The sequence below is a fragment of the Pseudomonas sp. S3_A09 genome (assembly GCF_054668065.1).
The window spans coordinates 1735669-1761934 of record NZ_CP162752.1 but is presented as its reverse complement, the minus strand read 5'-3'; the positions used below and the strand labels follow the sequence as shown (position 1 = coordinate 1761934).

The 26266-nt window shown below is 60.9% G+C and carries 20 protein-coding genes and 2 pseudogenes; 14 read left to right on the top strand and 8 right to left on the bottom strand.

The genetic code is table 11. The features are described 5' to 3' along the window. The first annotated feature begins 20 nt into the window (after positions 1-20). The 4 genes from AB4N92_RS08310 (at position 21) to AB4N92_RS08295 (ending at position 4236) form a co-directional block, all read left to right on the top strand. Positions 21-467, top strand: coding sequence for a DUF4879 domain-containing protein (locus AB4N92_RS08310; protein ID WP_010206701.1), 447 nt, complete (start codon positions 21-23; stop codon positions 465-467). Positions 468-563: 96 nt separating this feature from the next. Continuing rightward, on the top strand, positions 564-1070 hold the full coding sequence (locus AB4N92_RS08305) for a (2Fe-2S)-binding protein (RefSeq protein ID WP_010206699.1): 507 nt from the start codon (positions 564-566) through the stop codon (positions 1068-1070). Next, entirely contained in the window at positions 1067-2056 is a 990-nt protein-coding gene (locus tag AB4N92_RS08300; RefSeq protein WP_236266961.1) for an FAD binding domain-containing protein, read from the top strand. The genes AB4N92_RS08305 and AB4N92_RS08300 overlap by 4 nt, the downstream gene beginning before the upstream one ends. After that, a complete protein-coding gene (locus AB4N92_RS08295) occupies positions 2053-4236 on the top strand; it encodes a xanthine dehydrogenase family protein molybdopterin-binding subunit (protein WP_042570855.1) in 2184 nt (727 codons plus the stop codon). The genes AB4N92_RS08300 and AB4N92_RS08295 overlap by 4 nt, the downstream gene beginning before the upstream one ends. Positions 4237-4393: 157 nt before the next feature. Here AB4N92_RS08295 and AB4N92_RS08290 read toward each other — a convergent pair whose 3' ends face one another. Next, positions 4394-5632 carry an MFS transporter gene (locus tag AB4N92_RS08290; RefSeq protein ID WP_021492938.1) on the bottom strand — a complete coding sequence of 413 codons (1239 nt, stop codon included), beginning with the start codon at positions 5630-5632 and terminating at the stop codon, positions 4394-4396. Between the two features lie 318 nt (positions 5633-5950). Here AB4N92_RS08290 and AB4N92_RS08285 point away from each other — a divergent pair, with 318 nt between their 5' ends. Genes AB4N92_RS08285 through AB4N92_RS08275 form a run of 3 tightly spaced genes read left to right on the top strand, consistent with a single transcriptional unit; the run spans position 5951 to position 8579 of the window. Beyond that, entirely contained in the window at positions 5951-7390 is a 1440-nt protein-coding gene (locus AB4N92_RS08285) for a cytochrome ubiquinol oxidase subunit I (protein WP_010206693.1), read from the top strand. A 1-nt stretch (position 7391) separates the two neighbouring features. Next, a complete protein-coding gene (gene cydB, locus AB4N92_RS08280) occupies positions 7392-8399 on the top strand; it encodes a cytochrome d ubiquinol oxidase subunit II (RefSeq protein ID WP_010206692.1) in 1008 nt (335 codons plus the stop codon). A gap of 12 nt (positions 8400-8411) precedes the next feature. Next, positions 8412-8579 carry a DUF2474 domain-containing protein gene (locus AB4N92_RS08275; protein ID WP_010206690.1) on the top strand — a complete coding sequence of 56 codons (168 nt, stop codon included), beginning with the start codon at positions 8412-8414 and terminating at the stop codon, positions 8577-8579. A gap of 66 nt (positions 8580-8645) precedes the next feature. Here AB4N92_RS08275 and AB4N92_RS08270 read toward each other — a convergent pair whose 3' ends face one another. Continuing rightward, the gene (locus AB4N92_RS08270; RefSeq protein WP_044287920.1) at positions 8646-9770 is read right to left on the bottom strand and encodes a methyltransferase; all 1125 of its coding nucleotides are present in this window, start codon (positions 9768-9770) and stop codon (positions 8646-8648) included. A gap of 157 nt (positions 9771-9927) precedes the next feature. Beyond that, on the bottom strand, positions 9928-10638 hold the full coding sequence (locus AB4N92_RS08265) for a helix-turn-helix transcriptional regulator (RefSeq protein ID WP_021492936.1): 711 nt from the start codon (positions 10636-10638) through the stop codon (positions 9928-9930). Between the two features lie 366 nt (positions 10639-11004). On the opposite strand from AB4N92_RS08265, the pseudogene AB4N92_RS08260 reads away from it, so the two are divergent. Beyond that, positions 11005-11780 (top strand): annotated as a pseudogene (locus AB4N92_RS08260) (ferredoxin--NADP reductase). A 45-nt stretch (positions 11781-11825) separates the two neighbouring features. Here AB4N92_RS08260 and mscL read toward each other — a convergent pair. Next, positions 11826-12245 (bottom strand): large-conductance mechanosensitive channel protein MscL, encoded by a 420-nt coding sequence (gene mscL, locus AB4N92_RS08255; protein WP_010206685.1) that lies wholly within the window; start codon positions 12243-12245, stop codon positions 11826-11828. Between the two features lie 287 nt (positions 12246-12532). Between mscL and katB the strand changes: the two genes are divergently transcribed. The 3 genes and pseudogenes from katB (at position 12533) to radA (ending at position 16074) form a co-directional block, all read left to right on the top strand. After that, on the top strand, positions 12533-14074 hold the full coding sequence (katB, locus tag AB4N92_RS08250) for a catalase KatB (RefSeq protein WP_010206684.1): 1542 nt from the start codon (positions 12533-12535) through the stop codon (positions 14072-14074). 58 nt (positions 14075-14132) lie between these two features. After that, positions 14133-14672 carry an ankyrin repeat domain-containing protein gene (locus tag AB4N92_RS08245; RefSeq protein WP_010206683.1) on the top strand — a complete coding sequence of 180 codons (540 nt, stop codon included), beginning with the start codon at positions 14133-14135 and terminating at the stop codon, positions 14670-14672. A gap of 35 nt (positions 14673-14707) precedes the next feature. Then, a pseudogene (gene radA / locus AB4N92_RS08240) lies at positions 14708-16074 on the top strand (DNA repair protein RadA). A gap of 29 nt (positions 16075-16103) precedes the next feature. On the opposite strand, the gene AB4N92_RS08235 reads toward radA, so the two are convergent. Next, a complete protein-coding gene (locus AB4N92_RS08235) occupies positions 16104-16472 on the bottom strand; it encodes a PilZ domain-containing protein (RefSeq protein ID WP_010206681.1) in 369 nt (122 codons plus the stop codon). A 173-nt stretch (positions 16473-16645) separates the two neighbouring features. On the opposite strand from AB4N92_RS08235, the gene AB4N92_RS08230 reads away from it, so the two are divergent. The 3 genes from AB4N92_RS08230 (at position 16646) to yjiA (ending at position 20041) form a co-directional block, all read left to right on the top strand. Next, a complete protein-coding gene (locus tag AB4N92_RS08230; RefSeq protein WP_010206680.1) occupies positions 16646-18712 on the top strand; it encodes a carbon starvation CstA family protein in 2067 nt (688 codons plus the stop codon). A gap of 15 nt (positions 18713-18727) precedes the next feature. Further along, positions 18728-18925: a YbdD/YjiX family protein gene (locus AB4N92_RS08225; protein WP_003194308.1), complete on the top strand. Its 198-nt coding sequence runs from the start codon at positions 18728-18730 to the stop codon at positions 18923-18925. 156 nt (positions 18926-19081) lie between these two features. Continuing rightward, on the top strand, positions 19082-20041 hold the full coding sequence (yjiA, locus tag AB4N92_RS08220; protein WP_010206678.1) for a GTPase: 960 nt from the start codon (positions 19082-19084) through the stop codon (positions 20039-20041). Positions 20042-20152: 111 nt separating this feature from the next. Here yjiA and glyA read toward each other — a convergent pair whose 3' ends face one another. The 3 genes from glyA to AB4N92_RS08205 all read right to left on the bottom strand — a co-directional run bounded on the left by glyA (position 20153) and on the right by AB4N92_RS08205 (position 26227). Next, positions 20153-21406 (bottom strand): serine hydroxymethyltransferase, encoded by a 1254-nt coding sequence (glyA, locus tag AB4N92_RS08215; RefSeq protein WP_010206677.1) that lies wholly within the window; start codon positions 21404-21406, stop codon positions 20153-20155. 241 nt (positions 21407-21647) lie between these two features. Further along, complete coding sequence (locus AB4N92_RS08210) at positions 21648-25499, bottom strand: bifunctional diguanylate cyclase/phosphodiesterase (protein WP_029529009.1); 3852 nt, start codon at positions 25497-25499, stop codon at positions 21648-21650. Between the two features lie 116 nt (positions 25500-25615). Then, complete coding sequence (locus tag AB4N92_RS08205) at positions 25616-26227, bottom strand: LysE family translocator (RefSeq protein ID WP_010206674.1); 612 nt, start codon at positions 26225-26227, stop codon at positions 25616-25618. Between the last annotated feature and the right edge of the window lie 39 nt (positions 26228-26266).

Genomic DNA, 26266 nt, shown 5'->3' with positions numbered 1-26266 from the left:
AAACGAAGGTCACTTGCAGCATGAAAATCGCCAGCCCGTGGAGTCTAGCCCTGATCCCCTGTCTCAGCCTGTTGCTCGGCGCAGCACCGGCGTGGGGCGCGGCTGCACCGCCCTTGAGCGAGGTGCGCGTGTTCAAGGTCGAATCGGCGGCTTGCACCGAAACCATTCCCGAGCGCGCGCAGAGTACGCAGATGTGCACGCACCGCGGTCCCACCAAGGTTTCTGTGATGGAAGTCGGCTTGGGCAATAACCCCATGGGCCGCTTCGATGGTGCCGAATTGAATGGGCAGCGCACGCCGGTCTGCCAGGTCGGCAACATCAGCGAAGTGTGCAACGGCGCAGGCACGCTGATGGGCTACATCTATGTGTTTGACCTGAATGTCGAGGCCCAGGGCTGGTTCCAGTACAGCAATTCCTCGATCAACCCCCCGCAAAACACCCTGACCACGCAACTCAATATCCGCTGATCAATCAGCTTGAACGCTCAATACCCCGGGAAGTCGTACCCCTGAGACGGCGATTTTCCTGAACGCCGCGGATGTAGACCAACCCGTGAGGTGTTTATGAGCGCGACCCCTAATGGCGCGGCGGCCCAACCGTTCGTCAGCCACTCCATACGCCTGAGCCTCAACGGCCAGGAACGCCAGCTGGATGTGTTGCCCTGGACCACGCTGCTCGACCTGTTGCGCGAGCAACTCGATCTGGTCGGCAGTAAAAAAGGCTGCGACCACGGCCAATGCGGTGCCTGCACAGTGTTGCGCGACGGCAAGCGAATCAATGCCTGCCTGACCCTGGCGGTGATGTGCGATGGCGCCGAGCTGACCACCATCGAAGGTCTGGCCAACGGCGACCAGTTGCACCCGATGCAGCAGGCGTTCATCAAGCACGACGCCTTCCAGTGCGGTTACTGCACCCCCGGCCAGATCTGTTCCGCCGTGGGCCTGGCCAATGAAGGCCGTGCCCACGACACCGCGCAAATCCAAGAACTGATGAGCGGCAACCTGTGCCGCTGCGGTGCCTACAACAATATTCGCGATGCCATCGTGGACGTTGTGGGAGGTGAGCAGTGAACCCCTTCCATTACAGCAAACCCGTCGATGTACAGGAGGCCGTGCACCTGAGCACGGGCGCCTCGCGCTTTATCGCCGGTGGCACCAACCTGCTGGACCTGATGAAAGAAAACATCAGCCGCCCCGAGCACCTCATCGATATCACCGGCCTGCCGTTGCGTGACATTCAGGAGACGAGCGACGGAGGGCTGTTGATCGGCGCCCTGGTGAGCAATGCCGACCTGGCCTGGCACCCGCTGATCGAACAGCGCTACCCACTGCTGTCGCAGGCCATCCTTGCCGGCGCCTCGCCGCAATTGCGCAACATGGCCAGTACCGGCGGCAACCTGTTGCAGCGCACCCGTTGCTACTACTTCTATGACGCCACCGTGCCCTGCAACAAGCGCGAGCCTGGCACCGGCTGCCCGGCGCGAACGGGCTTGAACCGCATCCACGCGATCCTCGGCGCCAGTGAGCAGTGCGTCGCCACCCATCCTTCCGATATGTGCGTCGCCTTGGCGGCGCTGGAGGCGCGGGTGCATGTCGAAGGGCGCGGCGGTGCGCGGATCATCGAGTTTGCCGATTTCCATCGCCTGCCCGGTGATGCGCCGCAACGGGACAACCAGCTGGCCGACGATGAGCTGATCACCGCCATCGAGCTGCCCGCCGACAACCTGGCGCGCCATAGCAACTATTTGAAAATCCGCGACCGTGCGTCTTATGCCTTTGCCCTGGTGTCGGTTGCCGCAGCGCTTGAACTGGACGGTGACACTATCGTCGATGCGCGTCTGGCCCTTGGCGGCGTGGCCCACAAACCCTGGCGTGATCGCGCCGTGGAAGCCGCGCTGATCGGCCAGGTCGTCAGCCGCGAAACCTTCAGCCACGCCGCCGACGCTCTGCTGCAAGACGCAGAACCGCTGGAACACAACGGCTTCAAGATCAAGCTGGCACGCCGGGGGATTATTCGCGCCCTGAGTGATGCAGCAGTCGCAGGAGAACGCCCATGACCGCTATCGGCAAACCCTTGGACCGGGTTGACGGTCTGCTCAAGGTCACTGGCCAGGCGCGCTACGCCGGTGAGTTTCCCGAGGACGGCTTGCTGCATGGCAGCGTGGTGTCCAGTACCGTCGCCAAGGGCCGTGTGCTGCGCATCGATGCTTCCAAAGCGCTGGCCCTGCCGGGCGTGGTGGACGTGATCCATCACCTCAATCGCCCCAAAATCGCCAGCTACGACGATGCTTTCCAGGACGCCGACGCCGCCGACGGCTCGCCGTTTCGGCCGCTCTACAACGACCGCGTGCTGTACAGCGGCCAGCCCCTGGCCCTGGTTATCGCCGACAACCTTGAGCTGGCGCGGCATGCCGGTTCATTGGTGCAGGTCGAGTACGAGACCGAAGCCTTCGAAACCGACTTGCTGGCCATGCAGGACCAGGCCCACGCCTCGCCGCAGACCCCGCCCACGCCGCGTGGCAACTTCCAGGCCGAATGGACCGGCGCCGCCGTCAGCCTGGACGTGCACTACAGCACGCCTATCGAACACCATAATCCGATGGAGCCCCACGCCAGCACCGTGCTGTATCAGCCGGACGGCACCCTGCATATCCATGACAAGACCCAAGGCCCGCAGAACTGCCAGGCCTATGTGCAAGAAGTCTTCGGCCTGGATAAAAGCCAGGTGCGTATCTTCGCCGCGTTTGTCGGCGGTGCGTTTGGTTCCGGCCTGCGTCCGCAGTACCAATTGCCGCTTGCAGTGATGGCCTCTTTGGCACTCAAGCGTTCGGTGCGGGTCACGCTGACGCGTCAGCAGATGTTCACGTTCGGTTACCGCCCGCGCACCTTGCAGCGCCTGCAACTGGGCGCCGCCGCCAATGGGCGCCTGCTGGCGCTGGGGCACACCGCAATCGGCCAGACCTCGCGCTTCGAAGACTTCAGCGAACACGTCGTGGAATGGAGCGGCATGCTCTACCACTGCGACAACGTGCAACTGACCTACAAACTGGTGCCCCTGGACGTGTTCACGCCGCTGGACATGCGCGCACCTGGCGCCGCCCTCGGCGTGATCGGCCTGGAATGCGCCATGGATGAACTGGCCAGCGCCTTAGGGTTGGACCCGGTGCAACTGCGGCTGATCAATTACGCCGAGCGTAACCAGAACGAAGACAAACCCTGGTCCAGCAAAGCCCTGCGCGAATGTTACAGCGAAGGCGCCGAGCGTTTTGGCTGGAACCAGCGCAACCCGGAGCCGCGCAGCATGCGCGACGGTCGCCAGTTGATCGGCTGGGGCATGGCCGGCGGGGTATGGGAAGCCATGCAGATGAAGGCCAGTGCCAAGGCGCGAATCGACGCGCAGGGCAAGCTGACCGTCAGCAGCGCCACCACTGATATCGGCACCGGGACTTACACGGTGATGACCCAGATCGCGGCGCAGGCCAGCGGTGTGGCGGTCGAAGACGTGACGTTTGTGTTGGGGGATTCATCATTGCCCACCGCGCCGTTGCAGGGCGGGTCGTTTACCGTGTCCTCCGTCGGCACCGCTGTGCAGCAAGCCTGCGAAGCGTTGACCGGCAAACTGTTGAGCATTGCCCGGCAGACGTATCCGGTGTTCAAGGATGCCGAGTCCGTGCGCTTCGAAGATGGCCATCTGCATACCGGGGACGTGAGTGTGTCGCTGGCACAGTTGGTCAAGGACAGCGGCGAAGACGCGCTGCAAGTGCAGGTCGACAGTGAGCCCGACAAGAAACGCGAGGGCTACAGCACCGCCACCCACTCGGCGGTCTTCGTCGAGGTGCAGGTGGATGAAGACCTGGGCACCATCAAGGTGCGTCGGGTGGTGAGCGCGATTGCTGCCGGGCGGGTGGTCAACCCTAAGATGGCCCGCAGTCAGATCCTGGGGGGGGTGGTGTGGGGCATTGGCATGGCGCTGCATGAAGAAACCCAGATCGACCATCAGCTGGGGCGCTACATGAACCACAGTCTGGCGGAGTACCACATTCCGGTAAACGCCGATATCGGCGACATTGACGTGGTGTTTGTCGAAGAGCACGACGAGATCGTCAATGCCCTGGGGTCCAAGGGCGTCGGGGAAATCGGTATCGTCGGGGTGGCGGCGGCGGTGGCCAATGCGATTTATCACGCCACCGGCAAGCGGGTGCGGGAGTTCCCCATTACCCTGGACAAGGTGCTCTAGCCCCAATCTTCAACCCACCGAAGATCCAAAATGTGGGAGCGGGCTTGCTCGCGAATACGGCGGGGCAGTCACCTGATGGGCTGGCTGATTCACCGCATTCGCGAGCAAGCCCGCGCCCACACTTAGTGCATTCCAGCATCAGGGGAGGTGGCGGGGCTTAAACCTTGGCGTCTTCCACTGGCACATGCATCCGATCCCGGTTGGCCAACGTCGGGAACAACTTGATCCAGACCCCGGTCACGACCAGCGTACCGATCCCGCCCATGACCACGGCGGGCACGGTGCCGAACCAGTGGGCGGTAATGCCGGACTCAAACTCGCCCAACTGATTGGACGCACCGATAAACAGGCCGTTGACGGCACTGACCCGCCCGCGCATTTCATCCGGCGTTTCCAACTGCACGAAGGAGGCGCGGATCACCATGCTGATCATGTCCGCCGCGCCCAGCACCACCAGCACCGCCAGGGAGAACCAGAACGAGGTGGACAGCCCGAACGCAATGGTCGCCACACCGAACACGCCGACGGCGGTAAACATCACACGGCCCACGTGGCGGTCCACCGAAAACCGCGCCAGCCACAGCGACATCAACAACGCCCCCACTGCCGGCGCCGAACGCAGCAGGCCCAGGCCCCAGGCACCCGTCAGCAGGATGTCTTTGGCGAATACCGGCAGCAACGCGGTGGCACCCCCCAGCAGCACGGCGAACAGGTCGAGGGAGATGGCACCGAGAATGTCCGGGCGGCTGCGGATGAAGCGGATGCCGGCGAGCAGAGAATCCAGGGTGGCCTTGCCTTTGTTGAGTGGCGTCTGGCGCGCGGGCAGGTTGAGGGTCAGCACGCAGGCGATAAGGTACAGCGCCACCGTTGGACCATAGACCCAGACGCTGCCAAACGCGTAAAGCAAACCGCCGAGGGCTGGGGCGACGATGGTTGCCAACTGCTGGGCCGACTGCGACGAGGCCACGGCTCGCGGAAACAAGGTGCTGGGGACGATGCTCGGCAGCATCGCCTGAGTGGTCGGCATTTCAAACGAACGTGCGGCGCCAAGCAGGAAGGCGAGGATAAAAATCATCTCGCGGGTCACGTTGCCGGTCAGCCCGCCGATGGCCAGGCTCAGGGCAATCAGCGCCTGCACGGTCTGGCAGATGGCGGCGACCTTGCGCCGTTCATAACGATCGGCCACATGCCCGGTGTGCAACATGAAGAGTACGCGCGGCACAAACTCCACCAGGCCGACCAACCCCAGGTCCAGCACATTGCCGGTCAGTTGGTAGAGGTTCCAGCCGATGGCCACGGTGAGCATCTGGAAACCGCTGGCGGTAAAGATGCGCGCCAGCCAGAAGGCAATGAAAGGGCGGTGATGACGCAACAGCAACGCGGGTTCACTAGGCATCGGGAGTTCAGGTCAGAGCCGGAGGGAGCGCCGAGATTATCACTAAGTTGTAACAGATAGTTGCAACAACTGAGCTGAGGCAGTCTGTCACGCGGCAAAAGACCACGCCGTCCTACATCGAAAATGGGACTACTCTTTTAGCAATGCTTGATCCAGATCAATGTCCGCCCGGGCATCGACCTGGCGGCCGCAAGGCCAGATTCCCGACGGGGTGGGTTAAAAAAAGAAACGAATTGAAATTCGCCAGACTCCATATCCGTGGGGGCAGTGGGTGCAGGCTCCCGCCAGCAGCCGGTATTACCTGACAGAGGAAGACTTATGTTCGGTTTGGAGGCGCTAGATCTCGCCCGAATTCAATTTGCGTTCACCATCTCTTTCCACATCCTGTTCCCGGCGATCACCATCGGCCTGGCCAGTTACCTTGCGGTGCTGGAAGGCTTGTGGCTCAAGACCCACAACGACACCTACCGTGACCTCTATCATTTCTGGTCGAAGATCTTTGCCGTCAACTTCGGTATGGGTGTGGTCTCCGGTTTGGTCATGGCCTACCAGTTCGGCACCAACTGGAGCCGCTTCTCGGACTTCGCGGGCGCCGTCACCGGGCCGCTCCTGACCTACGAAGTGCTCACGGCCTTCTTCCTCGAAGCCGGTTTCCTTGGCGTGATGCTGTTCGGCTGGAACAAGGTCGGGCGCAACCTGCACTTCTTCTCCACCGTAATGGTGGCCGTCGGCACGTTGATTTCCACGTTCTGGATCCTCTCGTCCAATAGCTGGATGCAGACGCCTCAGGGCTTTGAAATCATTGATGGCCGCGTGATCCCGACCGATTGGTTCGCCGTGGTCTTCAACCCGTCTTTCCCGTATCGCCTGGCGCACATGGCCACGGCAGCCTTCGTGGCCACCGCGTTCTTCGTCGGTTCCTCGGCGGCCTGGCACCTGCTGCGCGGCAAGGACAACCCGGCGATCCGCAAAATGCTCTCGATGGCCATGTGGATGGCCCTGATCGTCGCGCCTATTCAGGCGGTGATCGGCGACTTCCATGGTCTCAACACCTTGAAGCACCAGCCGGCAAAAATTGCCGCGATCGAAGGCCACTGGGAAAACATCGGCAACGAGCCGACGCCGCTGATCCTGTTTGGCTGGCCCGACATGAAGGCCGAGAAAACCAAGTACGCGGTGGAAATCCCGTACCTGGGCAGCTTGATCCTGACTCACTCACTGGATAAGCAGGTTCCGGCGCTCAAGGAATTCCCGCCCGAGGACCGCCCTAACTCGACCATCGTGTTCTGGTCGTTCCGGGTCATGGTCGGCCTGGGCTTCCTGATGATCTTCACCGGTTTGTTCAGCCTCTGGCTGCGCCGGGGCGACAAGATGTACACGTCCAAACCGTTCCTGTACCTGGCGTTGTGGATGGGCCCGTCCGGCCTGATCGCGATTCTCGCCGGCTGGTTCACCACCGAGATCGGTCGTCAGCCGTGGGTGGTCTACGGCTTGATGCGCACGGCGGATGCTTCCTCCGGGCATAGCCTGGCGCAGATGACGATCACCCTGGTGTTGTTCGTGGTGGTGTACTTCGCGCTGTTCGGCGCGGGCCTGGGCTACATGATGCGCCTGGTACGCAAAGGACCTCAGACCCACGAGGGCAGTGAACCTACCCACGGTGGCCCTGGCCAGAAACGCACACCGGCCCGTCCGTTGTCGGCTGCCGATGATGGCAGCGACGACGACCACGTCGACATCCAGCACAAGGGGAATTGAGATGGGTATTGATCTTCCGCTGATCTGGGCCGTGATCATCATCTTCGGCATCATGATGTATGTGGTCATGGACGGTTTCGACCTGGGCATCGGCATCCTGTTTCCGTTTATCCCGGGCAAGACCGACCGTGACGTCATGATGAACACCGTGGCCCCGGTCTGGGACGGCAATGAAACCTGGTTAGTCCTGGGCGGCGCAGCGTTGTTCGGCGCGTTCCCGCTGGCCTATTCGGTGGTGTTGTCGGCGCTGTACCTGCCGCTGATCCTGATGCTGATCGGGCTGATCTTCCGTGGCGTGGCGTTCGAGTTCCGCTTCAAGGCCAAGGACCACAAGCGTCACCTGTGGGACAAAGCGTTTATCGGTGGCTCATTGGCGGCGACGTTCTTCCAGGGCGTGGCGCTGGGGGCGTTTATCGACGGCATTCCAGTAGTGGATCGCCAGTTCGCCGGCGGCTCACTGGACTGGGCCACACCGTTCACGATGTTCTGCGGCGTCGCGTTGATCGTGGCCTATGCGTTGCTCGGCTGCACTTGGCTGATCATGAAGACCGAAGGCCCGCTGCAGGAAAAGATGCACAACCTGGCACGGCCATTGGCCTTTGTGGTGCTGGCGGTGATCGGCATTGTGAGCATCTGGACGCCATTGACGCACCCGGAAATCGCCTCGCGCTGGTTCACCCTGCCGAACCTGTTCTGGTTCCTGCCGGTGCCGATCCTGGTGTTGGTGACCATGTACGGACTGTTCCGCGCGGTGGCACGTCATGCGCACTACACGCCGTTCCTGCTGACCTTGGTGCTGATTTTCCTGGGCTACAGTGGTTTGGGCATCAGCCTGTGGCCGAATATCATTCCGCCCTCCGTGTCGATCTGGGATGCCGCGGCGCCGCCGCAAAGCCAGGGCTTCATGCTGGTGGGCACCTTGTTCATCATCCCGTTCATCCTGGGCTACACCTTCTGGAGCTACTACGTATTCCGCGGCAAGGTCACCCACGAAGACGGTTATCACTAGGAGGGTCGTTCCATGTCCGGCAAACCTTCGTTGCACGAGATCGAACAGGCCGAGAAACAGCCGTTGTGGCGGCGCCTGGGGTGGCTGGCGATGATCTGGACCGGCAGCGTGCTGGCCTTGTTTGTCGTGGCGAGCCTGATGCGCATGTTCATGAATGCGGCGGGCCTGACCACCCACTGACATCCCGATCCGGGCTTTGCAGCCCGGCTTTTCAACCCTGCCCCTCGCGAGATCGGCAGGGTTTTTTTATTTGCGCGCTTTGAGGATCACGAATTTTGGCGTGGTGGCGACTTGCTCGACACCTCGGAACAAGCGAGCCAGTTTGGTGTGATAACCCAGGTGGCGGTTGCCGACTATATAGAGGGCGCCACCGACCACCAGCGCTTCCCGCGCCTGTTGGAACATGCGCCAGGCGAGGAAGTCGCCCACCACCTGCTGCTGGTGAAACGGCGGATTGCACAGCACCACGTCCAGCGATTGCGGCTCTTGCCCGGCCAGGCCGTCGGCGGCGCGCACGACGACATCGCGTTCGCCAAGTGCGGCGTGCCAGTTCTCGGCTGCCGACTGCACGGCCATGTAGGACTCATCTACCAAGGTGTAGTGCGCTTCGGGATTTTGCAGGGCGCTGGCAATCGCCAGCACACCGTTGCCGCAACCCAGGTCTGCCACGCAGGCACTGCCCAGGTTTTTCGGCAAGTGGGGCAGGAACGCGCGGGTGCCGATGTCCAGGCTTTCGCGGCAGAACACGTTGGCGTGGTTCAGCAGTTCGATGGCCGGCGTGTCCAGGGTGTAGCGGGTCGGGTAGGGCGAGACTGCAGCAGGACGGTCTTCGGGAGTGGCGATCAGCAAACGCGCCTTTTTCACTGCCAGCGACGCCTGCATCGGGCCGATGTAACGCTCCAGCAACTCGCCTGCCGCCCGTGGCAGATGCTTGATCATTGCCCCGGCGATGACTTGAGCTCCCGGCGCGAGTTGGCCTTGCAAGCGGATCAGTTGTTCTTCCAGCAAGGCCAGGGTTTTCGGTACGCGGATCAACACACAGTCGTACGGCCCTGTCGGAACCTGGCTGGCGGGGATGAATGCCACCGCATCAAAAGCCTTGCCGTTGCGCACCAGGTTTTTTTCCAGGCCCTGGGCGGCCAGGAACGAATCACCACTGGAGGTTACCTGCACCTGGCCTTGAAGGCTGGCCGCCAGGGCGCCGAAGCTGTCATTGAGCACCAGCACGCGCGTCGTCACCGTCGGCTGTTGCTCGGCCAGGTGATTGAGCAGGTACTCGTCGGCGGCATCGAAGGCTTGCAGCGGATCGTTATGTTGCTCTGGCTGGCGGATCAGATCGAGCTGGGCGAAGGGGCTTTCGAGCAGGGGCATGGCGGGGGAGGCTCTGGGTAAACGATGGGTGTTCGGCAGTCGCCGACCAAACCGTCTGAGTGAACAACAGGCGGCCCAGGGGGCTGCTCAACACTCAGAATTGGCCGTAAATGTTACGTTTTTTTCAGCGGGAATACATGCGGTGTTTCTTTGCCGGTCAAATAATCCCGCTGCGGGCGGCGCAGAGCACGGCGGCAATCTTGTTATTGACCCCCAGTTTTTTGAAACAGCTGCAAATATGATAGCCAATCGTTCGTTCGGACAAGCACAGGATGGCGGCTATGTCCGCTGCGGTCTTGCCCATGGCGGACCACTTGAGGACCTCCCTTTCTCGCGCGGTGAGTGTGCTGGCAGCTATGACGTCGGGGGAGGCCGCATACTTCTGCGCCACGACGGCGTGCATTGCGTGACACAGCCACAATACCTGGCCGGCCTTTTCGTACAGCTCTTCCGGGCTGACTTCGTGTCTGCTACGCGCCAGGGTCAGCATGCTGAACACGCCCCGGAAGTCATGCACGGCTTGCGTCCATCCCACGTTCACACCCAGTGTCTGCGCCAGGGACCACAGGTTGGGCGAGTCCCGAAAGGTCTTCTCCTCCCAGACAACCGGCAGCACTGAGGTCTTGCAGTGTTGGACGACGGGGTCTATGTCGAAAAAGTGTGCTTGGTCATACAGCGTGGACCACTCGCTTGGATAGTTGTTGATATCGATCGGTTTTGCTTTGTTTTTGGGTATTTGAGAACTCATCTTGAAGGAACAGTATTGAAAGCCGAGCTCATACGTTTTGTTGGTAAGCATTTCAAACACACTGGTGATCTCGTCCTCGCCTTCCAGTTTGGGGAGTTTTGTATTGCGCCAGTTGATCATCGGTAAATCTCCATGGATTAAGCTATTTGGGTACGTCCTGAACCCCAAAGCTGCAGAAAAGAAGTGTAGGGCAGGGACTACGCGGCGGTAGGAAAAATTTGATCTTGTAAGCACGTGTTTAATAATTTTCTGCAAGGCTGCTCATGAACTTTGCAAGGGGCACATGAGAAAATTGCGGTTTATTAGAGGGTTGTAATGATCAACTAACAGCGCGTTGTTGAATCCACTGGAAAGGCTAATAGCGAATTGATTGGCGGTGATATTACGTAGCCACTGCTCCATGAGCTCAAGAAGCCATTACCAACCGTAGGTGTTCCCACGCGCGACTTTGAGGGACACTAGGGCACCTGTAGAACGGAGCCCCCCATGACGGCCAGTGCTGAGAAATTTACCCGCCAGACCTTGCTCGATGTGCAATCGCTGACCCCCAGCCTGTTTACCCTGCGCACCACCCGCGATCCGGGCTTTCGTTTCACGGCGGGGCAGTTCGTGCGCGTGGGGGTGACCAAGGCGGACGGCAGCACCGTGTGGCGCGCCTATTCCCTGGTGTCCTCACCGTTTGACGAGCATCTGGACTTCTTCTCGATCGTTGTCCCAGGGGGGAGTTCACCAGTGAGCTGAGCCGCCTGCGTGTGGGCGATACCTTGATGGTGGAGCGCCAGGCCACGGGCTTCCTGACCTTGAACCGTTTCGTCGATGGCCGCGACTTGTGGATGCTGGGGACGGGCACCGGGGTAGCACCTTTCCTGTCGATCCTGCAGGATTTTGAAGTCTGGGAGAAGTTCGAACGCATCATCCTCGTGTACAGCGCACGGGAAGCCAAAGAACTGGCCTATCAGGCACTGATCAAGGAACTGGGCGAGCGTGAGTATCTCGCCGAATACGCGCACAAGCTTATCTACATTCCCACAGTCACCCGTGAGCAACACCCTGGCGCGTTGAATGGACGCATCACCACACTGATCGAAAATGGCGAGCTTGAGCGCGCAGCCGGCGTTGAGTTGACACCGGAACATTCCCGCGTGCTGATCTGCGGCAACCCGCAGATGGTCGATGACACGCGGCAGTTGCTCAAGCAGCGTGACATGAACCTGAGCTTGAGCCGCCGCCCAGGCCAAGTGGCGGTGGAAAACTATTGGTAATAAAAAAGGCGCCTCAAGCAGGCGCCTTTTTTCTCAAACCGTTCGTTACAGGCGCGGCTTGTCGTTCTGTGCCTTGAGCAGATCCCGGATCTCACCCAGCAACACTTCTTCCTTGGTCGGCGTCGGCGGCAGGCTTGGCGCCACGGCCTCTTCCCGCTTCAGGCGGTTGATCGCCTTCACACCCATGAAGATCGCAAACGCGACGATCACAAAGTCGATGACGCTCTGGATGAACTTGCCATAGGCCAGCACCACCGCAGGCACATCGCCCTGTGCCGCCTTGAGCGTAATCGCCAAGTCTCCGAAGTCCACACCACCGATCAACAGACCGATTGGGGGCATCACCACGTCGCCTACAAACGAGGAAACAATCTTGCCGAAGGCGGCGCCGATGATAATACCAACGGCCATGTCGACCACATTACCTTTGACCGCGAAGGCCTTGAACTCACTGATCACGCCCATAGGTTATTCCTTGTTACAGATGAGAAGGGTGGGACTCAGTGTAATTCAGTCATAGCGGGCTTGCCCGACACAACCGTTTACACTGTTAATTTTTATCGACACATTAAAACGCAAATAGTTTGCAAAGTGCCACCAGTCGCGCGCGAAATACGCCTGATATCAGTGACTTAACAGATTATTTTATTAATCGGGTCGTTGTGGCTTTTCTATTTATCTTCTGACGCTTGGGTCACTAGCCTCTGGCAAGCGCAACTGAATGTGCACTAAAAAAACCAGAGGAAACCTCGATGAAGACCCCAATGAGCCGCGGGCCGGTTTCAGCGCGATACGCGCTGGTACTGGCGACCGCCAGCCTGCTTTCCCTGTCCGTACACGCCGCCAACCTGACCCGCGACAACGGTGCTGCGGTTGGCGACAACCAGAACTCGCAGACCGCCGGCGCCAATGGTCCGGTGCTGCTGCAAGACGTGCAGTTGATCCAGAAACTGCAGCGCTTCGATCGCGAGCGCATCCCCGAGCGCGTGGTACACGCCCGCGGTACCGGCGCCCACGGCATCTTCACCGTCACGGACAACCTCAGCGACCTGACCAAGGCCAAGGTGTTCGCGGCCGGTGAAGCCACGCCGGTGTTCGTTCGCTTCTCCGCCGTTGTCCACGGTAACCACTCCCCGGAAACCCTGCGCGACCCGCGTGGTTTCGCCACCAAGTTCTACACCGCCGACGGTAACTGGGACCTGGTGGGCAACAACTTCCCGACGTTCTTCATCCGCGATGCGATCAAGTTCCCGGACATGGTCCACGCCTTCAAGCCAGACCCGCGCACCAACCTGGATGACGATTCCCGTCGCTTCGACTTCTTCTCCCACGTGCCCGAGTCCACGCGCACGCTGACCGAGCTGTACTCCGATTCCGGCACCCCGGCCAGCTACCGGGAAATGGACGGCAATGGCGTGCACGCCTACAAACTGATCAACGCCAAGGGCGAAGTGCACTACGTCAAGTTCCACTGGAAGAGCCTGCAAGGCATCAAGAACCTCGATCCCAAGCAGGTCACCGAAGTGCAGGGCCGCGACTACAGCCACATGACCAACGACCTGGTCACCCATATCAACAAGGGCGATTTCCCCAAGTGGGACCTGTACGTGCAGGTGCTCAAGCCTGAAGACCTGGCCAAGTTCGACTTCGACCCGCTGGATGCCACCAAGATCTGGCCGAATGTACCCGAACGCAAAGTCGGGCAGATGGTGCTGAACCGCAACCCCGCCAATGTGTTCCAGGAAACCGAGCAAGTGGCCATGGCCCCGGCCAACCTGGTGCCAGGCATCGAGCCGTCCGAGGACCGCCTGCTGCAAGGTCGGGTGTTCTCCTATGCCGACACCCAGATGTACCGCCTGGGCGCCAATGCCCTGCAACTGCCGATCAACGCTCCACGGGTGACTGTCAACAACGGTAACCAGGACGGCGCGATGAACGTCGGCAAGACCACCACCGGCGTGAACTACCAGCCAAGCCGCCTGCTGCCACGGGACGAGCCGCAAACCGCGCGCTACAGCCAGTCGAACCTGGTGGGCAGCACCCAGCAGGCGAAGATCCAGCGTGAGCAGAACTTCAAGCAGGCCGGTGATCTGTACCGCTCTTTCACCAAGAAAGAGCGCCAGGACTTGATCGAAAACTTTGGCGGCTCGCTGGCGACCACCGATGACGAGAGCAAGCACATCATCCTGTCGTTCCTCTACAAGGCCGACCCGGAATATGGCACCGGCGTGGCCAAGGTTGCCAAGGGGGACCTGGCGCGCGTGAAGGCGCTGGCGGAAAAACTGACTGACTGATCCGTTGGTTCTGGTCGGCGCCCAATGACGGGCGTCGACCCTTGGCAGGAGAACACCCATGCGAGTTTCTATCGGATTGCTGATGGCCATGCTGGCCTTTGTCGCCCATGCCGAGTCTCCCGAGCCGGTCGCGCTCAAGGCCCAGCTGCAGGACTACTATTTCGACGCCGCCCGCCGTGGCGACCTCGACATGCTCAACACCTTCATCGACTCCGGCTACAGCCTCAACACCCAGGACGACAAGGGTTACACCGCGCTGATCCTCGCCGCTTACCACGGTCAGGGCCCGTTCGTGGAGCGCTTGCTCGATGCCGGTGCCGACGCCTGTGTGCAGGACAGGCGCGGTAACACCGCGCTGATGGGCGCGATCTTCAAGGGTGAGCTGAAAATCGCCCAACGCCTGCTGGCGACTGACTGCAACCCCGACCAACGCAACGGCGCCGGGCAGACAGCGGCCATGTACGCCGGGCTGTTCAAGCGTGTCGAGTTGCTGGAAGCGTTGAAGGCCAAGGGCGCGGACCTCAACGCCGAAGACCCGATCGGCAACAGTGCTTCACGATTGGCCAGTGGTGAAATCCGGACCCCGGCGCCGCGCTGAGCTATCATCGCGGTTTTTCGGTTGGAGGTTCTCAAATGGCAAAGGCCAAGCGCATGTACGGCTGCACGGAGTGCGGCGCGACCTTTCCCAAGTGGGCCGGCCAATGTACCGAATGCGGTGCGTGGAACACCCTGACTGAAACCATGATCGAGAGCGGTGGCGCTGCGGCCCCCACTGGCCGTGCCGGCTGGACCGGGCAACAGGCGCAGATCAAGACGTTGGCCGAAGTCAGTGTCGAAGAGATCCCGCGTTTCTCCACGGCCTCCGGTGAATTGGACCGAGTGCTGGGTGGCGGCCTGGTGGACGGTTCGGTGGTGCTGATTGGTGGCGATCCGGGCATCGGCAAATCGACGATCCTGCTACAAACCTTGTGCAGCATCGCCAGCCGCATGCCGGCGCTGTATGTCACCGGCGAAGAGTCCCAGCAGCAAGTGGCCATGCGCGCCCGTCGCCTGGGCTTGCCCCAGGATCAGTTGCGAGTGATGACCGAGACCTGCATTGAAAGCATCATTGCCACGGCGCGTATCGAAAAGCCCAAGGTCATGGTGATCGACTCGATCCAGACGATTTTCACCGAACAACTGCAGTCGGCGCCGGGGGGGTGTCCCAGGTGCGTGAGAGTGCCGCGCTGCTGGTGCGCTATGCCAAGCAGAGCGGTACAGCGATCTTCCTGGTGGGGCATGTGACCAAAGAGGGCGCACTGGCCGGGCCACGGGTGTTGGAGCACATGGTAGACACCGTGCTGTATTTCGAAGGTGAGTCCGACGGCCGTCTGCGCTTGCTGCGGGCGGTGAAGAACCGTTTCGGCGCGGTCAACGAATTGGGCGTGTTCGCCATGACTGACCGGGGACTGAAAGAAGTCTCCAACCCTTCAGCGATTTTTCTCACGCGCGCCCAAGAAGAAGTCCCAGGCAGTGTGGTGATGGCAACCTGGGAAGGCACCCGTCCGATGCTGGTGGAAGTGCAGGCCCTGGTGGATGACAGTCACTTGGCCAACCCCCGCCGCGTGACGTTGGGCCTGGATCAGAACCGCCTCGCGATGCTGTTGGCGGTATTGCATCGCCACGGTGGCATCCCGACCCACGATCAGGACGTGTTCCTCAACGTGGTCGGCGGGGTCAAGGTGCTGGAAACGGCATCCGACCTGGCGTTGATGGCGGCGGTGATGTCCAGCCTGCGTAACCGGCCGTTGCCCCATGACTTGCTGGTGTTTGGTGAAGTCGGTTTGTCCGGTGAAGTGCGCCCGGTGCCCAGCGGCCAGGAGCGCCTCAAGGAAGCGGCCAAGCACGGCTTCAAGCGCGCCATCGTGCCCAAGGGCAATGCGCCGAAGGAATCACCGCCGGGGATCACGATTATTGGCGTGACGCGGTTGGAACAGGCGTTGGATGCGTTGTTCGAGTAACCGGCAACACCGCAAACCCATGTGGGCTGTTAAACCTCTAGTAAGGCGCCCAACTCGCGCTCCAACTCTTCCTCGTCACCCAGGTTCAACTCGATCAGCCGCCGCAAATGGCTGATCGATTCCAGGTCGATGTGCTGGCACACAAAGCCCAATTGCCCATGATCCTCATGAGCCAGCCGCACTTGCATCTTTATATGGGCCTTTGGGTCCAGGCGTATGTCCACGTCGAACGGCAGCGCCTTGTTGCCCTTCCAGTCTTCGGGCTTTTGTATCAACAAGCCTTTTAACGACAAATCCACTAGTTGCGCCGGCCATTCGCGGCCGTTTTGCCGAAATTCAGTCTTGGCGTCAAAAGCGATACGACGGAAACGGCGGCGGTCAGACGGTTGTTCGGTCATGGTGAAACCCTCTGGAGATACGGGGATTGTAGCCCTGCGCCATCATTGGCCCGGTATTTCTGCTTTTTTTGCGCGCAGAAGGCTCTAGACCAACGTAGGGGGTGGCCTTTAAGGCCAACAGCGCTAAACTCGGCATGGCTGTCCTTTCTGTCCACCCTGGCTGGAATATAAAAATGAAAAATAATAATAGCCTGCTACGCCACCTACCCTGGCTGGTGCTGGCAATCGTAGGAGCGTGCGCCCTGGGCGTAGTGGCCTTGCGCCGCGGCGAGGCAATCAACGCCTTGTGGATTGTGGTCGCTGCTGTGGCCATCTATCTGGTTGCGTACCGTTACTACAGTCTGTTCATCGCTAACAACGTGATGCAACTCGATCCACGGCGGGCCACCCCCGCAGTGCTCAATAATGACGGTCTGGACTATGTGCCGACCAACAAACACATCCTTTTCGGTCACCACTTTGCGGCGATTGCCGGTGCAGGCCCGTTGGTCGGCCCGGTGCTGGCGGCGCAAATGGGCTACCTGCCTGGAACGCTCTGGCTGATTGCCGGCGTGGTGCTGGCCGGTGCGGTTCAGGACTTCATGATCCTGTTCCTGTCCACCCGTCGTAACGGCCGTTCCCTGGGGGACATGGTGCGCGAAGAGATGGGCCGTATCCCAGGCACCATCGCGCTGTTCGGCTGCTTCCTGATCATGATCATCATCCTCGCGGTGCTGGCGCTGATCGTGGTCAAAGCGTTGGCCGAGAGCCCGTGGGGCATCTTCACGGTGATGGCGACCATCCCGATCGCGATGTTCATGGGCATCTACATGCGCTACATCCGCCCGGGCCGCATTGGCGAAATCTCGATCATCGGGGTGCTGTTGCTGCTGGGTTCGATCTGGCTGGGCGGGCAGATCGCTGCTGACCCGGTCTGGGCCAAGGCTTTCACCTTCACCGGGATCCAGATCACCTGGATGCTGATCGGCTACGGCTTCGTGGCCGCGGTACTGCCGGTGTGGCTGATCCTGGCGCCGCGTGACTACCTCTCCACTTTCCTGAAAATCGGCACCATCATTGCGCTGGCAATCGGCATTCTGGTGACCATGCCCGACCTTAAAATGCCGGCACTGACCCAATTCATCGACGGCACCGGCCCAGTGTGGAAGGGCGGCCTGTTCCCGTTCCTGTTCATCACCATCGCCTGTGGCGCGGTCTCGGGGTTCCACGCGCTGATTTCTTCCGGCACCACGCCAAAGTTGCTGGCTAATGAAAGCCATGCCCGCTACATCGGTTATGGCGGCATGTTGATGGAGTCCTTCGTGGCCATCATGGCGATGGTTGCCGCGTCGGTGATCGAGCCGGGTGTGTACTTCGCCATGAACAGCCCGGCCGCGATTGTCGGCACCGACGTGGTCACCGTGGCGCAGACCGTCAGCAGCTGGGGCTTTGCGATCACGCCTGAGGCGCTGTCCGCGGTGGCCCATGACATCGGTGAAACCACTATCCTGGCCCGTGCCGGTGGCGCACCGACGTTGGCAGTGGGTATCGCGCAGATCCTGCACAGTGTGCTGCCAGGTGAAAACACCATGGCGTTCTGGTACCACTTTGCGATCCTGTTCGAAGCGCTGTTCATCCTGACGGCAGTGGATGCGGGCACCCGTGCCGGTCGCTTCATGTTGCAGGATTTGCTCGGCTCTTTCGTACCGGCGCTCAAACGCACCGAGTCGTGGACCGCCAACCTGATCGCGACCGCCGGTTGTGTGGCCATGTGGGGTTACCTGCTGTACCAAGGCGTGATCGACCCACTGGGCGGCATCAACACCTTGTGGCCGCTGTTCGGTATCTCCAACCAGATGCTGGCAGGTATTGCGCTGATGCTGGCCACCGTTGTGCTGATCAAAATGAAACGCCAGCGCTATATCTGGGTGACCATGCTGCCGGCCGTCTGGCTGCTGATCTGCACCACCACCGCAGGCTTCATCAAGCTGTTCGACGCCAACCCGGCGATTGGCTTCCTGTCGCTGGCGAAGAAGTACAGTGATGCATTGGCCAATGGCCAGATCCTCGCCCCGGCGAAGAACATCGACCAGATGCAACACGTGATCTGGAACGCCTACACCAACGCAACGCTGACGGCGCTGTTCCTGTTCGTGGTCTTCAGCATCCTGTTCTATGCGCTCAAGGTTGGCGTCGCCGCCTGGGGCAACAAAGAACGTACGGATAAAGAAGCGCCGTTCCAGGCAGTACCGGACGCATAACCGAGGATTGCAACCATGTTCAATGACATCAGTCGCCTCGGTAAATACCTCGGTCAGGCCGCGCGCCTGATGGTCGGCATGCCCGACTACGATACGTACGTCGAGCATATGCAAACCAAACACCCGGACAAGCCGGTGATGGACTACAAGGCGTTCTTCCGGGAACGCCAGGAAGCCCGTTACGGCGGCAAGGGTGGGCCTAAGTGCTGCTAACCCGGCACTCGGGCTTGCGGTGATCCACTGTGGGAGCGGGCTTGCTCGCGAATGCGGTCTGTCAGTTGATGTATGTGCTGACTGATACACCGCATTCGCGAGCAAGCCCGCTCCCACATTTGTTTTGTGTTCCTTCAGTTATAAGGAGAACTGCTTTTGTCCTCTCCCATTCCAGTGACCGTCCTCAGTGGCTTCCTAGGGGCCGGCAAGACCACCTTGCTGCGCCACCTGCTCAAAGCCGAGCACGGCCTGAAGATCGCCGTGATCGAAAACGAATTCAGTGACGCCGGTATCGACACCCAGCTGCTGGGCGCCGAGCCGGTGCAAGTCATGACCCTGTCCAACGGTTGCGTGTGCTGCACCATCCACACCGACCTGACCAAGGCCCTGTACCTGCTGCTCGAACGCCTGGACAGCGGCGAGATCGCCTTCGATCGTCTGGTGATCGAGTGCACCGGCCTGGCCGACCCGGCCCCCGTGGCCCAGACCTTTTTCATCGACGAGGAATTGCGCGAGCGCTACATCCTCGACGGCATCATCACCCTGGTGGATGCGGCCCACGCCGAGCACCACCTGACCCAAACCATCGCCCAGGCCCAGATCGGCTTTGCCGACCGCCTGCTGGTGAGCAAGCGCGACCTGGTGGATGACGCCACCTTCGACGCGCTAAGCGAGCGTCTCACCCGCATCAACCGCCGCGCGCCGATCCGCGTGGTGGACCATGGCAACATCGACCTGGCTGAATTGCTCGACGTACGTGGCTTCAATCTCAACGCCGGCATGACCCTGCGCCCGGTCAGCGCCGCGCCGTCCATTGACCGCATCTCAAGCCTGGTGCTGCGCACTGACCAGCCGCTGGATATCGACCGCCTCAGCGAGTTCATGAACGAACTGCTGGAGGACCACGGCAAGCAGCTGTTGCGCTACAAGGGCGTACTGAACATTGCCGGGGAGGACCGGCGCATGGTGTTTCAGGGCGTGCTGAAGCTCTACGGTTTCGATTGGGATACCGAGTGGGCCGAAGGCGAGGCGCGGGAGAGTGTGATTGTGTTTATTGCCGATGAATTGCCGGAAGACAAGATTCGCGAGGGCTTTGCGAAGGTCCACCAACGCTGATCAAAAATGTGGGAGGGGGCAACCCCCTCCCACATTTGATCGCACTTCAAGTTGGAACAGGCATAAAAAAGCCCGGCTCAAGAGCCGGGCTTCTTAGTCAAGCAACTGCTATCAAGCGCCGTACACCGGCAGCTTTTTGCAGATGGCCTTGACCTTCTCACGCACCGCGTCGATCACGGCTTCGTTGTTCAGGTCAGCCAGGATGTCGCAGATCCAGCCAGCCAGTTCCTTGCACTCAGCTTCCTTGAAGCCACGAGTGGTCACAGCCGGGGTGCCGAAACGCAGGCCCGAGGTGACGAACGGCGAACGTGGGTCGTTCGGCACGGAGTTTTTGTTCACGGTGATGAAGGCTTTGCCCAGGGCAGCATCAGCATCTTTACCGGAAATGTCCTGCTTGATCAGGGATAGCAGGAACAGGTGGTTCTCGGTACCGCCGGACACGACGTCAAAGCCGCGCTCGATGAACACGCTTGCCATGGTCTGGGCGTTCTTGACCACTTGTTGCTGGTAGGTCTTGAACTCAGGCTGCAGGGCTTCCTTGAAGCAGATCGCTTTGGCGGCGATCACGTGCTCCAGTGGGCCGCCCTGGGCGCCTGGGAATACGGCCGAGTTCAGCTTCTTCTCGATGTCGGCGTTGGCGCGCGCTAGGATCAGGCCGCCACGTGGACCGCGCAGGGTCTTGTGGGTGGTGGTGGTGACCACGTCAGCGAAAGGCACCGGGTTCGGGTAGACGCCAGCGGCGACCAGACCGGCCACGTGGGCCATGTCCACGAACAGGTAAGCACCGACTTTGTCGGCAATGGCGCGGAAACGTGGGAAGTCCAGGATCTGCGAGTAGGCAGAGAAACCGGCCACGATCATTTTTGGCTTGTGTTCAACCGCCAGGCGCTCGACTTCGTCGTAGTCGATCAGGCCGTTGGCATCGATGCCGTATTGAACGGCGTTGTACAGCTTGCCGGAAGAAGAGACGCTGGCGCCGTGGGTCAGGTGACCGCCGTGGGCCAGGCTCATGCCCAGGATGGTGTCGCCGCCTTGCAGCAGGGCCAGGTACACGGCGCTGTTGGCTTGGGAACCGGCGTGCGGCTGGACGTTGGCGTAATCGGCGCCGAACAGCTCTTTGGCACGGTCGATGGCCAGTTGCTCAACCACGTCGACGTACTCGCAACCACCGTAGTAGCGCTTGCCTGGGTAACCTTCGGCGTACTTGTTGGTCAAGACCGAACCTTGAGCCTCCATCACCGCTGGGCTGGTGTAGTTTTCCGAAGCGATCAGCTCAATGTGCTCTTCCTGGCGCACGGCTTCTTGCTCCATGGCGGCGAAGAGATCGGCGTCGTACTTGGCAATAGTCAAATCACGGCTGAACATGGCGGTCCTCAAGGATCGGGGGCAGAAAAGGAGGGCATTCTAACCCAATGGGTTTTAGATGGCATATGAAAGGACATCATGTCGCGGACAAGTGGGGCTCATCTGCGGATAGGCGGTGTCTGTGCTGCCGCCTTCGCGAGCAAGCCCGCTCCCACATTCAATCGAGTTCCCTCAGGGGAATGCGGTCGAAATGTGGGAGCGGGCTTGCTCGCGAAGAGGCCATTTGCCCCACCGCAGAACGTCAGTCGAACATGAACAGCGCATCATTGCTGAACTGCGCCTCGAACCTATTTGCCGGCATCGGCCGCCCGAATAGATAACCCTGCACTTCGTCGCAGCCATGCTCACGCAGGAAGTCCAGTTGCTCATGGGTTTCCACGCCCTCGGCGATCACCGCCAGGTTCAGGCTATGGGCCATGGCAATGATAGCGCGGGCGATCTGTGCGTCCTGCTCGCCGGATGGCAGGCCGTCGACGAACGTCCGGTCGATCTTCAGCACGTCGATCGGGAATTGCTTGAGGTAATTGAGCGAGGAATAACCAGTACCAAAGTCGTCAACCGCAATGCTCAAGCCCAGGTTTTTCAGGCTGTCGAGGATCTGCATGGCCTCGTTGACTTCACGCATCAGGATACTTTCGGTGAGTTCCAGCTCCAGGCACGCCGGCGGCAAGCCGGTGTCCTTGAGAATGGTGGCGATGCGAGTGCCCAACTGGCCGTCGGAGAACTGCCGCGCGGAGATATTCACCGAGACCTTTGGCACGCGCACCTTGTTCTGGTGCCAGGTCTTGAGCTGGCGACAGGCTTCGCTGATCACCCAGTCGCCCACGTCTACCACCAGGCCCAACTCTTCCAGCACCGGGATGAAGTCCCCCGGCGGCACCAGGCCACGTCGTGGATGACGCCAGCGCAGCAGGGCTTCGGCGCCGGTCAGGCGCTTGCCGTCGCCACTGAACTGCGGTTGGTAATAGAGCACGAATTCGTTCTGCTCCAAGGCGTGGCGCAGGTCGCTTTCCAGCTCCAGGCGCTCCAGGGCGCTGGCATTCATATCGGCCTGGTAGAACTGGAAGTTGTTCTTGCCACGCTCCTTGGCGTGATACATCGCCGTGTCGGCGTTTTTCATCAATTGGCTCAGCTCGTTGCCGTCCTGAGGGCTCAGGGCGATACCGATACTGGCTGTCACAAAGAACTCGCGGCCTTCCAGCACGAAGGGCTTCACCAGGCTGGCGAGGATCTGCTCGGCCACATGTATCGCGCGGTTCAGCGCCATTTCGCGATTGACCCGTGGCTGCAGGAGCAAGGTGAACTCGTCGCCCCCCATGCGTGCCACGGTATCGTCTTCGGCCACGCAACCCAGCAGGCGTGTGGCCATTTCCTTGAGCATACGGTCGCCGGCGGCGTGGCCCAGGGAGTCGTTGATGGGTTTGAAGCGGTCGAGGTCAAGGAACATCAGCACCACCCACGACTTTTGCCGTTCAGCGGCCTGCAGCGCGGTGTGCAGACGGTCCTGGAACAGTGTGCGGTTGGGCAGGTGGGTGAGGGCGTCGTAGTAGGCCAGGCGGTGGATGCGTTGTTCGCTGGCCTTGCGCTCACTGATGTCACTGAAGAAACACACATAGCTGGCCAGGTCGCCTTCATCGTCGAACACGGCGGTAATGCCGACCCATGCCGGGTAATGCTCGCCGTTGCGGCGCTTGAGCCACACTTCGCCTTCCCAGGTGCTGTGCTGATGCAGCTGCTTGAGCACGTAGCGCAGGTGGGCTTCCTGTTGTTCGTCGACGGTGAGCATGTTCGGCAACTGGTCGAGCACATCGCTGACCGCGTAGCCGCTGACCCGGCTGAACGCCTCGTTGGCCTGCACGATATAACCGGCGGGGTCAGTGATCAGGATCGCCGAGGTCGAATGTTCGAACACCGTGGCCGCCATGCGCAGGTCTTTCTCGGCGCGGCGTTGCTGGCTGATATCACGGCCTACGCCGAGGATGCCCTCAAAGGCGCCGTGTTCGTCCCACACCAGCACCATGCGCAGTTCGATCGGCACTTTGCGACCGTCTGCGCGCAGGCAGTCGAACAGGAACAGCTGGGTCTGGATCTCATCACGCAGCTTGTTCAGCGCCTCAGGATCGCCCAGCGCGCGGCTGACTTCTTCCATCAGGCTGTAAATGCCGGTCAATTGCTGCGGGTTGGCGATGATCGACTGCCAGCCGTTCTTGAACACCCAGTCCACGTCATAACCGAGCACAGCGTTGACCGAAGGGCTGATGTAGTTGAGGGCCAATTGGCTGTCGGTGGAGCAGATCACGTCGCTGATGCTTTCGGCCAGCATGCGATAGCGCTGTTCGCTGTCACGCAGGGATTCGCTGGCTTCGATCTGGTCGGTGATGTCCTTGGCCACGCCGATGATGCGGCTGATTTGTGTCGTCTTGTCGCGGGCCAAGGCTTGCTCGCGGATGTCAAAGCGCCGCCATTGGTTGTTGCGGTGACGAAAGCGCAGCTGGCATTGCAATTGGGTGGTGTAGCCGATCTGGCGCTGCTGCTGGCGCAAATCGTGGTAATGCTCGGCGTCTTCGGGGTGCAGCAGGATTTCCCAGAAATATTCGCCCATTTGCTGCAGTTCGGCCTTGTTGTAGCCGAGGGTGTGGCCCAAATGGTGGTTGCTGAAAATCATGCGCTGGCTGATCACGTCCTGCACATACAGATGGTCGGGCACGGTGCGTACCACGTCCGACCAGAAGCTCTCGCGCTCCACCAGCGACAGCTCGATCAGCTTGCGGCTGGTGATATCGCTGATGCTGAGGATCACTGCCTTGAAATCGTCCGGCTGCTCCGGCAGGCGCATCACCAGCCACAGGTACTGCTCGTTGCCGGCCACGTCCTTGAGCTGGATTTCCAGTTCCAGCTGGTGCTGTTGGGTCAGCACCGCCTCAACAATCTGGTGGCCGATAGACGTGACATTTCGCGGGCAGTCATCGATCAGACGTTCCCAGGCTTCTTCGCAGGAGCCCACGTTCAACAGACGCACCGCCACCTGGTTGACCTCGGTGATGCGCAGTTCCTTGAGCAGTTGCTGGCGCTCGTTGGGGTGGTCCTGCAGCCAGGCGTGCAGTTGCTCGCGGGTTTCCAGCCGGGTCTTGTCGAAGAATGCGTTCAGGCCCATCAGGTCGAGCACGCACAGGGCGACGCCGGTGCCTTCGAAAATATCTTGGTAGCGTCGGCGGCCTTCATGCACCTGGCGCTGGCGGCGGCGCATGTTCAGCAGCACGATCACCGGGATCAGCGAGAACGCCAGGCCCAACAGGCATTTGCCGATGAAAGCCGGCAGCAGTTGCTCCAGCACCGCAGTACGGTCGAACAGCCCGCGCAGTTGCCAGTCGCTTTTGCTCAGGGGCGTGACCAGCACGCTTTTATTCAGCTCGTCCGGGGTGAGCGCGGACGCCCACTGCGCCGGCATGCCGCTGTCCCGGCTGACAACACGGTGGTTGATGCGATTCTCGATGACCCACAGCGGTCGCTGGCCCTGGATGTCTTGGCGGGTGAGGTTGGCGAGGTAGTTGGGGGCCAGGCGCAGCGCCCAATACATCCGGGAGCCGCCGCTGGGCTGGTGCAGCAAGAGATAGATGATGGTGCCGTCGTTGCTGTTGCTCAGGTAATAGGACTGGGCACGGCTGCGTTGCACCAGCTCTGCCAGCCAGGCAGCGTCCTGGCTGTCGGCGGCGCTGTCACTGATCATCGCGCCGCTGGGGGCGAGCAGGGCGATGCTGCGCAACTCCGGCAGCGAGCGTTGCAAGGTGCGCATCAAGGCCTGTTGCTGTTCGCTGTCACGCGGCGGCTCGACCATCGGCAGCAGGTTCAGGGCGATTTTCGCGCTGAGGGCCATGTTCAAGCTGATCTGTTCAGCCAGGTCGGCGCTGTAGTCGATGGTGTACTGCTGCTGGTTCTTCTGGTTTTGCTGCAACTGGTCCAGCAACTGCCAGAACAATAACGCGAGCAGCATAAGGACAAGCGTCGCCAATGCGCCTTTGAGGGTGCCGTGCAGGGGCGCTCTCGGCGCTATATGAGCGGCGCGCAGGGGAGTTGGCGGCGTGACTTTGGACAAGCTGTGATCCTGCGGTTTGGCTGGACTGGCGCGCGACGTGCACTATAAGCCGGACGCCCGGAGGGCGGCTAGCATGCCTTGACTTGTGGCAAAGTGCCAGCCCCGCCTGGCGGGCATTAAAGAGCGCCGCCGAGGTGGATCAGGCTGTCCGCCAGCCGTGTCAGGATCGCCAGGGTGAACAGGCTGATAACCACAGACGCCGTGCGGTTGATGGTGTGCGGCGTCAACCACGCGTATCCGCCTCGTTTGATGCGGGCACCCAGCAGCACCCAGGCGCAGCCCACAGGTATCACCACGGCAGTGAATTGTGCGACGAAAGGCAGGTACAGGGTCAAGTCGATAAACGTCTGCATCGGCACGATGAACGAGACGATCAGCAACCCCTTGGGATTGATCAGCGTCAGCAGGAAGAAATGCCGCTTGGACACCCGTGCCTCGGGCTCGGTGTGGAGTGTTTCGTCGGGATGGCGCCACAACAGGTAGCAAGTCCTGATCAAATAGCAGACCGAGGCGAACTGCACGAGCTTCAGGCCCCAGGGCGCGTTGTCGCCGATATGGCTGAGCAGGTAGCCCCAAAAGGAGATCTGCGTCAGATAGGCCAGGCATTCCAGCAGGCTCAGTGGCCAGGCGCGCCTGAATCCCGTGAGTAATCCCGAGCGCAGTAGCAGCGTGTTGGTAGGCCCCGGCATTAACAGCAGTAGCCCGAGTGCGGATAGGACGCCAAGCATGAAGGTTTCTCCTGGAGCCCCTGAGGGCTTTGGCCGGCT

Coding starts and splice junctions, on each gene's coding strand:
- AB4N92_RS08290 (WP_021492938.1), bottom strand. CDS start 5,632: ATGCCTAGTGAACCCGCGTTGCTGTTGCGTCATCACCGCCCTTTCATT.
- AB4N92_RS08285 (WP_010206693.1), top strand. CDS start 5,951: ATGTTCGGTTTGGAGGCGCTAGATCTCGCCCGAATTCAATTTGCGTTC.
- AB4N92_RS08295 (WP_042570855.1), top strand. CDS start 2,053: ATGACCGCTATCGGCAAACCCTTGGACCGGGTTGACGGTCTGCTCAAG.
- glyA (WP_010206677.1), bottom strand. CDS start 21,406: ATGTTCAGCCGTGATTTGACTATTGCCAAGTACGACGCCGATCTCTTC.
- AB4N92_RS08270 (WP_044287920.1), bottom strand. CDS start 9,770: ATGCCCCTGCTCGAAAGCCCCTTCGCCCAGCTCGATCTGATCCGCCAG.
- katB (WP_010206684.1), top strand. CDS start 12,533: ATGAAGACCCCAATGAGCCGCGGGCCGGTTTCAGCGCGATACGCGCTG.
- AB4N92_RS08275 (WP_010206690.1), top strand. CDS start 8,412: ATGTCCGGCAAACCTTCGTTGCACGAGATCGAACAGGCCGAGAAACAG.
- cydB (WP_010206692.1), top strand. CDS start 7,392: ATGGGTATTGATCTTCCGCTGATCTGGGCCGTGATCATCATCTTCGGC.
- AB4N92_RS08265 (WP_021492936.1), bottom strand. CDS start 10,638: ATGATCAACTGGCGCAATACAAAACTCCCCAAACTGGAAGGCGAGGAC.
- AB4N92_RS08225 (WP_003194308.1), top strand. CDS start 18,728: ATGTTCAATGACATCAGTCGCCTCGGTAAATACCTCGGTCAGGCCGCG.
- AB4N92_RS08245 (WP_010206683.1), top strand. CDS start 14,133: ATGCGAGTTTCTATCGGATTGCTGATGGCCATGCTGGCCTTTGTCGCC.
- AB4N92_RS08235 (WP_010206681.1), bottom strand. CDS start 16,472: ATGACCGAACAACCGTCTGACCGCCGCCGTTTCCGTCGTATCGCTTTT.
- mscL (WP_010206685.1), bottom strand. CDS start 12,245: ATGGGCGTGATCAGTGAGTTCAAGGCCTTCGCGGTCAAAGGTAATGTG.
- AB4N92_RS08230 (WP_010206680.1), top strand. CDS start 16,646: ATGAAAAATAATAATAGCCTGCTACGCCACCTACCCTGGCTGGTGCTG.
- AB4N92_RS08310 (WP_010206701.1), top strand. CDS start 21: ATGAAAATCGCCAGCCCGTGGAGTCTAGCCCTGATCCCCTGTCTCAGC.
- AB4N92_RS08205 (WP_010206674.1), bottom strand. CDS start 26,227: ATGCTTGGCGTCCTATCCGCACTCGGGCTACTGCTGTTAATGCCGGGG.
- AB4N92_RS08305 (WP_010206699.1), top strand. CDS start 564: ATGAGCGCGACCCCTAATGGCGCGGCGGCCCAACCGTTCGTCAGCCAC.